Source organism: Propionicimonas sp., from assembly GCF_047606205.1.
GTDB lineage: Bacteria > Actinomycetota > Actinomycetes > Propionibacteriales > Propionibacteriaceae > Propionicimonas.
Genome location: NZ_JASGES010000073.1, coordinates 1 through 11200, shown reverse-complemented (window position 1 = coordinate 11200; position 11200 = coordinate 1). Strand labels below are relative to the sequence as shown.

The 11200-nt window shown below is 70.5% G+C and carries 11 protein-coding genes; 4 read left to right on the top strand and 7 right to left on the bottom strand.

The window, feature by feature from the left end:
• The 6 genes from QM633_RS04965 to QM633_RS04940 all read right to left on the bottom strand — a co-directional run.
• Positions 1-1600 (bottom strand): carbohydrate-binding domain-containing protein (locus QM633_RS04965; protein ID WP_415152619.1); only part of this gene is annotated, 1600 nt, incomplete at its 3' end.
• Positions 1597-2451 (bottom strand): polyphosphate polymerase domain-containing protein, encoded by an 855-nt coding sequence (locus tag QM633_RS04960; protein ID WP_415152618.1) that lies wholly within the window; start codon positions 2449-2451, stop codon positions 1597-1599. The genes QM633_RS04965 and QM633_RS04960, both read right to left, overlap by 4 nt.
• A complete protein-coding gene (locus QM633_RS04955) occupies positions 2448-3020 on the bottom strand; it encodes a DUF4956 domain-containing protein (protein WP_415152617.1) in 573 nt (190 codons plus the stop codon). The genes QM633_RS04960 and QM633_RS04955 overlap by 4 nt, the downstream gene beginning before the upstream one ends.
• A gap of 177 nt (positions 3021-3197) precedes the next feature.
• Entirely contained in the window at positions 3198-5429 is a 2232-nt protein-coding gene (locus QM633_RS04950) for a heavy metal translocating P-type ATPase (RefSeq protein WP_415152616.1), read from the bottom strand.
• A 178-nt stretch (positions 5430-5607) separates the two neighbouring features.
• Complete coding sequence (locus tag QM633_RS04945) at positions 5608-5814, bottom strand: heavy-metal-associated domain-containing protein (RefSeq protein ID WP_415152615.1); 207 nt, start codon at positions 5812-5814, stop codon at positions 5608-5610.
• 51 nt (positions 5815-5865) lie between these two features.
• Positions 5866-6198: a metal-sensitive transcriptional regulator gene (locus QM633_RS04940; protein ID WP_415152614.1), complete on the bottom strand. Its 333-nt coding sequence runs from the start codon at positions 6196-6198 to the stop codon at positions 5866-5868.
• A gap of 488 nt (positions 6199-6686) precedes the next feature.
• Between QM633_RS04940 and dnaB the strand changes: the two genes are divergently transcribed.
• Together dnaB and QM633_RS04930 are read left to right on the top strand one after the other, a co-directional pair.
• Positions 6687-8030, top strand: a complete 1344-nt coding sequence (dnaB, locus tag QM633_RS04935; protein WP_415152620.1) for a replicative DNA helicase — start codon at positions 6687-6689, stop codon at positions 8028-8030.
• A gap of 11 nt (positions 8031-8041) precedes the next feature.
• Positions 8042-8836: an alpha/beta fold hydrolase gene (locus QM633_RS04930; protein WP_415152613.1), complete on the top strand. Its 795-nt coding sequence runs from the start codon at positions 8042-8044 to the stop codon at positions 8834-8836.
• Positions 8837-8848: 12 nt separating this feature from the next.
• Here QM633_RS04930 and QM633_RS04925 read toward each other — a convergent pair whose 3' ends face one another.
• A complete protein-coding gene (locus QM633_RS04925) occupies positions 8849-9610 on the bottom strand; it encodes a pyrroline-5-carboxylate reductase family protein (protein ID WP_415152612.1) in 762 nt (253 codons plus the stop codon).
• A gap of 103 nt (positions 9611-9713) precedes the next feature.
• Here QM633_RS04925 and QM633_RS04920 point away from each other — a divergent pair, with 103 nt between their 5' ends.
• Positions 9714-10592, top strand: coding sequence for an aldo/keto reductase (locus tag QM633_RS04920; protein ID WP_415152611.1), 879 nt, complete (start codon positions 9714-9716; stop codon positions 10590-10592).
• 264 nt (positions 10593-10856) lie between these two features.
• Positions 10857-11135: a DUF1540 domain-containing protein gene (locus QM633_RS04915; RefSeq protein WP_415152610.1), complete on the top strand. Its 279-nt coding sequence runs from the start codon at positions 10857-10859 to the stop codon at positions 11133-11135.
• The last annotated feature ends 65 nt before the right edge of the window (positions 11136-11200 follow it).

The window sequence follows — 11200 nt, the reverse complement described above, 5'->3', positions numbered from 1 at the left end:
GGCCACCCTGGCCGCCGCCGGGGCCGCCGCCACTGCCACCCATGCCGCCCTGGCCGCCGCCACCCGTGCCGGTCGAGCCGCCTTCGCCGGCGGTCACGGTGGAGTTCTTCGTCGCCCCGGAGATGTCTCCGGAGTCGGAGTAGGTGCCCACCGTCGTCCCGGCCAGCGTGCCGCCGACGTAGACGTCGTAGGTCTCACCGGAGGTGATGTCGGAGTCGGCCACGATCAGGGACGCCACCTGCTTGACGGTCGTGTAGGACGCGATCACCGTCCCGTCCTTCACGATGCTGACCGTCTGACCGGCCGCCAGCTGCTCGCTGAAGGTGACCGAGACCCAGCCCGTCGTCGAGTCCTCGCCCGGTGTCTCCGCCATTCCCGAGCTGCCCGCGGCGACGAGCGTCCCGCCGGTGACCGTGATGCCGCCGTTGGAGTCGAGCGCCCCGTTGCCGTCGCCGGTCGGACCCGACACCACGGTGGTGCCGCCGGTGACCAGCAGCGACCCGTTGGAGTCCAGGCCGTCGCCCTCGGCGTTCACGACCAGGGTTCCGCCGGTGATGGCCAGCAGCGAGCCGTCGTCCTGCATACCCCCACCCATGCCGCCGGAGTCGGAACTGGTGCCGGCGGTGGCGTTGAGGCCGTCGTCGGACGCCGTGACGTCCGTCTCGCCGCCGGAGACGATCACGTTCGCGCCCTCGAGCGCTTCGTTCGACGTGGAGACGGTCACCGTGCCGCCCTGGATGGCCAGGTCGCCCTCGGCGTGCATGCCGTCGTCGCCGGCGGAGACCTCCACCGTGCCGCCCTGGATGAGGATGTAGCCGACGGTGTCGTCGTCCTCGTTGTCGGACTTCAGCCCGTCGTCCGCCGCCGTCACCGTGACGGTGCCGTCGGTGATGATCAGGTAGTCCTTGCCCCGGATGCCGTCGTCGGCCGCGGTCACGGTGATCGTGCCGCTGAGGATGACCAGGCCGTCCTTGCTGGCGATGCCGTCGTTCGTGTTGCCGGTGACCGTGAGCGAGCCGGTGCCGCCGATGGTCAGGTCGGCCATCGAGAACAGGGCGGCGTTCGGCGCATCGTCCGCGGAGGTGTCGTAGCCGGTGCCGTCGGTGATGCTGTTGGTCGTCCCGTCGGCGAGCACGATCACGGCCTCGTCGGCCTCGGTGATCACGACCGCGGACCCCGCCGTGTTGGTGATGGACGCGTCGTCCAGCACGATCCTCACCTTGCCGTCGTCAGGGCTGTTCACGACCACCTGGCCGTCGCTCAGTGTTCCGGTGAGGACGTAGGTGCCGGGCGCGGTGATCGTGATCGTGTCGCCGTCGATCGTCACGCCGTCCTCCGAACTGGTCGTGGACGCCCCGTCGGCGAGCGTGATCGTGGTGGCGTCGGACGCGTCGTAGTCGGCGTCGTCGGAGTCGGCGTGGCTCTCGGCATTGTCGGCCAGCAGCGCGTCCACCGTGGCGGAGGTGGCGGCCACCGTCGTCGAATCGGTCGTGCCGGAGGTGGTGGCTCCGGTGATCGAGCAGCCGGCGAGCACCGCTCCTGCGGCGATGGCCGCGATCGCGGCGGCCAGCCGCTTCATCGGCGTGCGGTCGGAGGTCATGGCTGGTTCCTTTCGGGAGGGTTCGACAGGTAGTCGTTCACGATGCGGTGCCACTTCAGGGCGGGAAGGTCGTCGAGCGCGGCCAGGCCCACCCCGTACTTGCTGACCCGGGAGGGCCGGATGCCTGCGTCCCACAGCGCGTGGTCGAAGCCGGACGGCCGGGTCCCGCCCTTGGTCTCGACGACCGCCTGGGCCGGGAAGGCCAGCCGCTCCTGGCAGCCGGCCCGCCGCCAGACCAGGCCGGTGTCGATCGTGACGCGGCTGGCCGGCTCGGCGCGCTCCGGCTCGGGCCGGCCGCGGTGCGCAGGGACGCGCGGCGTGACCAGGACGGTCGCGCGGCGGTAGCTGGTGTGCAGGACGGGTGCCAGCGCGGCCACGTCCACCGCGCCCGCGCCACGCTGGGCCACGACGCCGGCCACGAAGTCGCGGCCCTCGGCGGTGAGCCGGCCGGCGTCGGCGAGCTCGTAGGGAAGGCGGTCCTTCACGGTCTCCCCGCGTGCGCCGCGGGTCTTCACCTCCAGCCAGGTCTCCCCGGACTCGCGGTAGGTGCGGGTGCGCACCTTGAAGCGGCGGCGACGTCCCCGGCCGGCCCGCAGGAAGCCGTCCAGGTGCGGGCTGTCGAAGTAGGTCGAGCGGTAGCCGAACTCGCGGCGCCGGTCGATCTCGAGGACGCGCAGGTCGCCGTCCACAGAACCGATCACCTCGGGCAGCCGGTCGGCGTCCACCAGGTACTTGCGGTCGACGCGGGTCTGCAGGGCGGCCTGCTCGAGCAGGTCGGCCAGGCCGATGCCGGGCAGCGCGTCGAGGTTCACGACGGGCGCCGTCGGGGCGTGCGGGAGCAGGGTGGTCATGACGCCTCCACCTGCTCCCGGACCGGCGAGGTCGAGGGGACGTAGCGGACCTCCACGACGGTGGTGTCGTTCACCAGATCGGTGCGGAGGACCCGGACGTCCTGCACCTGGCCACCGACGATCGCCTCCACACGGGTCCTCAGGTCCGGGTCGTCGGGGTAGGCGTGGTCGAGGGTGAGCTGCTGGCGGCTGGTCCGCTTCGCGACCCGGGGGTGGTCCCCGGCGAAGAGGACGACCAGGACCGCGGCCATCAGGCCGAGGGTCAACTCGACGCCGAGCGCGGAGTTCCCGGCCAGCAGGCCGAGGACCAGCGCCGCGAAGTAGTAGGCGACCTCGTGCTGGGCGAGTTCCTCCGACCGCAGCCGGATGATCGACAGCACCCCGAACAGGCCCAGGCCGACCCCGACGCTGGTCGAGATCGAGCTGAGGGTGGCCATCAGGGCCAGCACGCCGACATTGACGATCAGGTAGGCGACCACCAGGTCGCGGCGCTTGTGCCGGGGCACGAAGAGGCCGAAGACGAGGATGAGGATGGCGACGAGGTCGGCCGCGACGAGGATGGTGGACATCGGGTTCTCCTGGTGGTTCGGTGTGTTCTCCCCATTCAGCCATCCGCTCATGTCCGGACACCCAGGAGCCAGTTGTGTGCTTCCTGTGAAGGAACGCAACCCGCCGGCACGCCTCGCCGGGCGCGCGGCGTCCCCGCAGGGTCGTTCGGACGCCGCGGGGACGGGGTCGCCGCGGGCTCAGCCGGCGGGACGGAACCCGCGCAGGCGCAGGCTGTTCAGCACCACGAACACGCTCGAGAACGCCATCGCGGCGCCGGCGATCATCGGGTTCAGGAAGCCGAGAGCGGCCAGCGGGATGGCGGCGAAGTTGTAGGCGAACGCCCAGAAGAGGTTCGCCTTGATCGTGCCCAGGGTCGCCCTGGACAGGCGGATGGCGTCGGCCGCGACCCGCAGGTCGCCCCGCATCAGGGTCAGGTCGGCGGCCTGGATCGCCGCGTCCGTGCCGGTGCCGAGTGCGATCCCGAGGTCGGCCTGGGCCAGGGCGGCGGAGTCGTTGACGCCGTCGCCGACCATCGCGACCCTGCGTCCCTGTTCCTGCAGGAGGGTGACCTGTGCGACCTTGTCCTGCGGCAGCACCTCGGCGACCACCTCCTCGATGCCGACCTCGGCGGCCACGGCCTCGGCCGTCGCCCGGTTGTCGCCGGTGAGCAGGATCGGCGTGAGTCCGAGGCCGCGCAGGCGGCGGACGGCCTCCGCCGAGGAGTCCTTGACCGTGTCGGCGACCTCGATCGTGCCGCGGAACTCGCCGTCCCAGGCGACGGCCACCTCGGTCGTGGGGGCGGCTTGTCGCGATTCGGCCGCGGCAGCCTCCAGATCTGACGGGTGGGACGACTGGCCACCCTCGCGTGGCCGGATCGCGTCATCGATCCACGTCCGACGCCCGACGAGCACCTCCCGGCCCGAGATCTCGGCGGTGACGCCGAGCCCGGGCGCGTTGGTGAGCGACGTCACAGACAGGTCTGAGCCGCCCCGAGCCGCGATGGCCCGCGCGATCGGATGCTCGGAGCCCGACTCCGCCGCGGCGGCGTAGCGCATCAACTCCGCCTCGGTCACCCCGGCAGCGGGGTGCACCGCGACGACGGACATCTCGCCGGTGGTCACGGTGCCGGTCTTGTCCAGCACGACGGTGTCGACCTCACGGGTGCGCTCGAGGGCATCGGCACCCTTGATCACGATGCCGAGCTGGGCTCCTCGTCCCGTGCCGACCAGCAGGGCGGTCGGGGTGGCCAGGCCGAGGGCGCAGGGGCAGGCGATGATCAGCACGGCGACGCCCGCAGCGGCGGCGAAGTACAGGCTTTCGCCGGCCAGCAGCCAGCCGAAGAAGACCAGGACCGACAGCGAGATCACCACGGGCACGAAGATCGCCGAGACCCGGTCGACAAGCGCCTGGACCGCGGCCTTGCCGGTCTGGGCTTCCTCGACGAGGCGGGCGATGTGGGCGAGTTGCGTGTCCCTGCCGACGCGGGTGGCCCGCACGAGCAGTCGTCCGGTGGTGTTCAGCGTGGCGCCGATCACGGTGTCGCCGGCGACCACATCGACCGGGACCGACTCCCCGGTGACCAGGGACGCGTCGATCGCGGAGAACCCCTCCACCACCTCTCCGTCGGTGGCGATCTTCTCCGCCGGCCGCACCACGAAGGTGTCCCCGACGCGCAGCTGATCGATCGGGACGCGGGTCTCCCTGCCGTCCCGCAACAGGGTCGCCTCGGTGGCGCCGAGGGTCAGCAGCGCGCGGACGGCTTCGCCGGCGGTGGCCTTCGAGCGGGCCTCGATGTAGCGCCCGAGCAGCAGGAAGACCACGATCCCCGCGACCGCCTCGAAGTAGATCGCCGCCGCGCCGTGGCCGCGCATCAGTGAGAACTCGAACGGGTGGGTGTAGCCGATCCGTCCGGCATCGGTGAACAGCAGCGCGTACAGCGACCACCCGAAGGCCGCGGTGGTGCCGAGGCTGATCAGGGTGTCCATCGTGGTGGCGCGATGGCGGGCGTTGACCAGGGCCGAACGGTGGAACGGCCAGGCCGCCCAGGCGTAGACCGGCGCCGCCAGCACGAGGCTGACCCACTGCCAGCCGGGAAACTGCCAGGGCGAGACCATCGCGAGCAGGATCACCGGGACGCCGAGGACGGCGGCCCAGACCAACCGGGTGCGCAGCACCGCGGCGTGGTCCACCGGTTCGGCGGACGGGTCGGGAAGGGCCGCGTCGTAGCCGGTGTTGCGGACGACGCCGATCAGGTCCTCCACGTGCACCGGCGCCGGGTAGAGCACCAGCGCCTTCTCGGTCGCATAGTTCACCGACGCCTGCACCCCGTCGAGCTTGTTCAGCTTCTTCTCGATCCTCGCCGCGCACGACGCGCAGGTCATGCCGCGGATGTCGAGTTCCACCGATTCACGCTGCTGCGTGGTCACCACGTGCTCCTGATCTGTTGATGACGTATCCCGCCCGGGCCCGGATGGCGGCGGCCGTCCCCCGCGTCGAGCGTCACCGTTCCTCGCCGAGAGCCATCGCCCACGTCGAGCGCCCCCGTCTGGACGCTGGCGCTGGAGAAGGGTGGCTCGGGACGGGCGAACGGCGTCGAAAGACGCCGGGTCAGGCGATGCTGTACTGCTCGCCGGCCTCGTAGACGGCCTCGACGAGGCGGTCGAAGTCGACCGGAGCCTCGGAGGTGACGTCCATCTTCGCGTCGTCGAGCGAGACCTCCACGCCGGTGACGCCGGGGACCGCCGAGACCTCCTCGGTGATGGCGTTCGCGCAGTGGTGGCAGGTCATGCCGGAGACGGTGTAGCTGGTGATCATTGGTGTTCCTTCCCTTGATGTGGACAAGATGGTGGTCCGACCGGTTCCCGGTCAGGAGCGGACGAGGCGGGCGATCGCCTGCGACGCCTCGCGGAGCTTCTCCTCCGCCTCCTCGCCGCCGGCGCGGGCCGCGCGGACGACGCAGTGGCTGAGGTGCTCGTCGAGCATGGCCAGGGCGAGGGCCTCCAGGGCCTTCGTCATCGCCGACACCTGGGTGAGGATGTCGATGCAGTACTGCTCCTCGTCGACCATCCGCTGCAGGCCTCTCGCCTGCCCCTCGATGCGCTTCAGGCGGCGCAGGTACTCGTCCTTGTGGTCGAGGTAGCCGTGCCCGGCGTCGTGGTGACAGTCGCTCTCGTGTGACAGCTGTTCCGTGTGTTCCATGCCCACCTCCATCTACCCTAGTCACTATACCCCCCATGGGTATGAATCGGTGCCGTCCGGGTGTGGAAACCGTGTGCATAACTTGGTCTGACCAAGGCCTATACACCCCGCCACGCGGGGCGTGTCAAGCGGGGAGACCACGCGTCCGAGGCCGCCGGAAAGTTCTTTGCGTCCACAAGGGCTGTGCGTCATTTCACCTAGCCAGAGCGAAAATGAACGGCGTTCATGCCCGGTTTCCACAGCCACGCCACGACGTCGTGCACAGGGTCGACGGCGCGCCTCCACACTTGTCCCCACGTCATCCACAGGGCCTGTGGATGACGCCGTTGAGAGGAACCTGAGAAGGGTCTAGGTTGGCGCGGGTCGGGACACCGTGAAGGGACGCCGCAGGCGCCGTCGGCACCGATGTGTCAGAGGCTCGTCCTAGCCTGTGCCAGACGACGGATCGAGCCCTGGAGGGAGTGGGAGAGGTGTCGCTCGCGGAGGTCATGCCCTACGACAGCGAGGCTGAGTACGCAGGGCCCGACCGCACCCCGCCGCAGGATGTCGCCGCCGAGCAGAGCGTGCTCGGAGCGATGCTGCTGAGCAAGGACGCGATCGGCGACGTGGCCGAGATCGTGAAGGGCCGCGACTTCTACCGGCCCGCGCACGAGACCATCTACGAGGCGATCCTCAACCTGTACGGGCGCGGCGAACCGGCCGACGCGATCACCGTGGCCGACGAACTCACCAAGCGTGGTGAACTCGGCCGGGTCGGCGGCCACATCTACCTGCACGACCTGCTCTCCACCGTGTCGATCGCCTCCAACGCGGCCTACTACGCCGAGATCGTGCGGGAGAAGGCCATCCTGCGCCGGCTGGTGGAGGCGTCGATCCGGATCAGCCAGCTGGGGTACGCCGGCCAGGGCGACGTCGCGGGCATCGTCGACGCCGCCCAGCAGGCCATCTACGAGGTGGCCGAGGGCAAGGCCGGTGAGGACTACGAGCCGCTGAGCGCGCTGATGGAGTCCACGCTCGACGAGATCGAGGCCCTCAGCGCCCACGGCATCATGGCCGGCGTCCCGACCGGCTTCGTCGACCTCGACGAGTTGACGAACGGCCTCCACCCCGGCCAGATGGTGATCGTCGCGGCACGACCCGGCGTCGGCAAGTCGACCCTGGGTCTCGACCTCGCGCGCGCTGCGGCGATCCAGCACGGCCTGTGCTCGGCGTTCTTCAGCCTGGAGATGACGAAGACGGAGATCGTGATGCGGCTCATCTCCGCCGAGGCGCAGGTGCCGCTGCAGGACATCCGCAAGGGCCACATGAGCGACGAGAACTGGGCGCGGATCGCCAGGAAGACCGCCGACGTGTCGAGCGCGCCGTTGTACATCGACGACTCGCCCAACCTCACGATGATGGAGATCAGGGCGAAGGCCCGCCGGCTCAAGCAGCGCAACGACCTGAAACTCGTGATCGTCGACTACATGCAGCTGATGAGCTCGGGCAAGCGGGTGGAGAGCCGCCAGCTGGAGGTCTCGGAGTTCTCCCGGCAGATGAAGCTGCTGGCCAAGGAGCTCGAGGTCCCGGTGGTGGCGCTGTCCCAGCTCAACCGCGGCCCCGAGCAGCGCACCGACAAGAAGCCGATGCTGTCCGACCTGCGTGAGTCGGGCTCGCTGGAACAGGACGCCGACATGGTGATCCTGTTGCACCGCGACGACATGTACAACAACGCGTCCGAGCGCTCCGGGGAGGCCGACTTCATCGTCGCCAAGCACCGCAACGGCCAGACCAAGACCGTCACCGTCGCCTTCCAGGGCCACTACAGCCGGTTCGTGGACATGCAGCACTGAGCGGCCTGCCCGTGCGTCCGCTCCTCGACACCCACCTGCCCCGCCCCGGCTGTGACGTGCTGGTGCGCCGGAGGGAACCTCGCGGCGGCCGCTGGATCGTGTTCCTCCACGGCGCGGGCATGGACGGACGCATGTTCGACGCCCAGGTCGCTGGCGTCCCCGACGACTGGGGCATCTGCGTCTGGGACGCCCGCGGGCACGGGGCGTCCGCGCTGGCCGGTCGCTTCCGCTACCCGGACCTGGTCGACGACCTCGCCGCCCTGCTCGCCACCCTCGACGGAGCGGGGGTGGTGCTGGTCGGGCAGTCCATGGGCGGCAACCTCGCACAGACCCTCCTGGCGAGCCAGCCTGGTGCGGCGCAGCGGCTGGTCCTGATCGACTGCACCGACAACCACGGCCCGCTGGGCCGCGTGGATCGGATCCTGCTCGCCCTGGCCGTGCCGATCCTGGCCGGCTACCCGTGGCGCCTGGCGGTGCGGCAGTCGGCTCTGGCCTGCGGCGCCCTGCCGCCCACGCGCGCGTACGCCGCCGAAGCCCTGGCCTCGACGGGACGGCGGCGATTCAGGGAGGTGATGCGGTTCGCGCGCGAGGCGCTCACCCCCGACCCGGACTACCGGCTTCCGGTGCCGACCCTTCTCATCCTCGGCGAGCACGACCGCAGCGGGAACATCGCCGAGGCGCTGCACCGCTGGCCGCAGCGCGATCCGCAGGCGCGGCTCGTGGTCGTGGCGGGCGCCGCCCACAACGCCAATCAGGACGCGCCGGGTCCGGTGAACGACGCGATCGGCGAATTCCTCGGCTGGTGACCTCCGGAGCGGCTACCACTGGCCCATCGCGCGGAGCACCTGCTCCGACACCGGCTCGACCTGGGCGTCCAGGACGCGCAGCCCCCGCTCGGTGCTGGCGCCGGGGTGGGCCACCCGACGGATCACCTCGGCGGCGTCGATCCCCTCGGCCTCCTGGAGGGCGATCGTGCCGGCGACGGTCTGGCGGACCAACTCCCGGCACCGCTCCCGGTCGAAACCGTGCCGGTCGGCCACGGTGTCGGCCCAGCCCTCCATGGCCCTGGCGTACAACGCCGGGCCATTGCTGGTCAGGCCGCAGAAGAACGCCATCTCCTGCTCACCCACCTCGTACACCGCGCCGCACGCCCGCAGCGGCGCGAGCACGGCCTCTCGGTCGGCCGCGGTCGGCGGGACATTCCAGGTCAGCAGGGTTGCGCCCCTGCCGACACAGAGGTTCACGTTCGGCAGGGTGGTCGCCCACCGTGGGCTGAACTCGCCGAACCTCACCTGGTTGGTGCTGCTGACCAGGAACGGCCGGCGCCGTGTGACCACCTCCGCGCAGGAGGTGAGCACCGCGCGCGCATCCTCCGGCCCCATCCAGACGAACACCACGTCGCAGCGCTCGAACACGGCCGCCGCCGACTCCAGCAGCATCACGCCGGCCGCGCCGGCGAGCACCCCGGAGGCGGAGGTCGCGCTGCGGCTGAAGACATACGTCTCGATGTCGCCCGCCCGGGCGAGCCCCCTGGCCAGCGCGCCGCCGAGGCGTCCGAGCCCGATGATCCCGACTGCCATGGCACGGGAGTCTATGCGCCCATCCGGCCGGTGCAGCGGGTGGGACGTCCGCCACCGGCTGCCGCCACGCGGCGTCCGCGAGCGACCGGACTAGATTCGGCGCATGGACACCTATGCCATCGGAGACCTCAGAGTGCACCGGATCGGGTTCGGGGCGATGCAACTGCCCGGCCGCGGGGTGATGGGGCCGCCACGGGATCGGGACGAGGCGCTCGCGGTGCTGCGGCGCGCCGTCGACCTCGGGGTCGACCACATCGACACCGCCCAGTACTACGGGCCGGACGTCTCCAACGAGCTGATCCATGCGGCGCTCCACCCGTACCCCGACGGGCTCGTCCTGGTCACCAAGGTCGGCTCGCTCAGGGACGCCGACGGGGCCTGGCTGCCCGCCCAGCGACCCGAGCAGCTTCGCGACGCGGTGGAGGAGAACCTGCGCAGTCTCGGAGTGGAGCGGCTCGGCGCGGTCAACCTTCGCCTGATGGACCATCCGGTCGGCGACCCCGGCCAGCGGGTGCCGATGGAGGACCAGCTCGCCGAACTCGCGGCTCTGCGCGCCGAGGGCAAGCTCGCCGGCATCGGCATCTCGACAGCGAGCCGGGAACAGGTGGAGGCGGCCGACGACCTGGTCGGCATCGTCTGTGTCCAGAATGCGTTCAGCCTGCTCGATCGCTCCGACGCCGACGTTCTCGAACTGTGCCACCGCCGCGGGATCGCCTACGTTCCGTACTTCCCACTCGGCTCGGCCTTCCCGCACACGCCGAAGGTCACCGAAGATGCCACCGTCAGGGCCGTCGCCGCGCGCAGGGGTGTCACGCCCGCGCAGCTGGGTCTGGCGTGGCTGCTCGCCCACCGGGAGAACATCCTGCTCATCCCTGGCACCTCGCGCGTGTCCCACCTCGAGGAGAACCTCCACGCCGCGGACATCGAGTTGACCGCTGCCGAGGAGGCCGAGTTGGCCGCGGCGGGGACGATTGCTCAATAGTACGTAGCCGATCGGCGCCCGCGATTTACGAAAAGCCGAGGTGGCCTTTTTGAGTGCGGTATTCGGCACGCACGCGATGGCCTGGGCGCCGGACGTCCCGCCTAGTCAGCAGCCTTTCCGGTGGGCGGTCTCTGATTTTCGAAAGACGCTCTTTGCTTAATGCTCGAGAAGTTAGGTAAGGCTAATATTGCTTGTCAGGCCGCAAATGCGGGGTTATCGTGAATGCGGATTGAGGAAGTCCGCCCCACACGAAAGGCCGAGCTCATGACCACGACAACCGTGAAGACCTGTACCACCACCGCCTGCGCGTTCAACGACGGCGGCTGCACCGCACTCGCGATCACCGTCGGCGGCTCCGGCGCGAAGGCGTCCTGCGACACCTTCATCGCGCTCGACGCGCGCGCCGCGCTGTCGACCCCGAGCGGCCAGGTGGGCGCGTGCAAGCGCCTCGAGTGCGTGCACAACTCCGATCTGCTGTGCACCGCCGGCGCGATCGACGTGGCCGGCGACACCGCCGACTGCCTCAGCTACGCAGCGAGCTGAACCCGGAGCACCCGTCGAGGGGGGGGGCCCGCCCCCAGGGCCCCCCCACCACGCGTGTGGGCCGG

Coding starts and splice junctions, on each gene's coding strand:
- QM633_RS04940 (WP_415152614.1), bottom strand. CDS start 6,198: ATGGAACACACGGAACAGCTGTCACACGAGAGCGACTGTCACCACGAC.
- QM633_RS04955 (WP_415152617.1), bottom strand. CDS start 3,020: ATGTCCACCATCCTCGTCGCGGCCGACCTCGTCGCCATCCTCATCCTC.
- QM633_RS04925 (WP_415152612.1), bottom strand. CDS start 9,610: ATGGCAGTCGGGATCATCGGGCTCGGACGCCTCGGCGGCGCGCTGGCC.
- QM633_RS04945 (WP_415152615.1), bottom strand. CDS start 5,814: ATGATCACCAGCTACACCGTCTCCGGCATGACCTGCCACCACTGCGCG.
- QM633_RS04915 (WP_415152610.1), top strand. CDS start 10,857: ATGACCACGACAACCGTGAAGACCTGTACCACCACCGCCTGCGCGTTC.
- QM633_RS04920 (WP_415152611.1), top strand. CDS start 9,714: ATGGACACCTATGCCATCGGAGACCTCAGAGTGCACCGGATCGGGTTC.
- dnaB (WP_415152620.1), top strand. CDS start 6,687: ATGCCCTACGACAGCGAGGCTGAGTACGCAGGGCCCGACCGCACCCCG.
- QM633_RS04960 (WP_415152618.1), bottom strand. CDS start 2,451: ATGACCACCCTGCTCCCGCACGCCCCGACGGCGCCCGTCGTGAACCTC.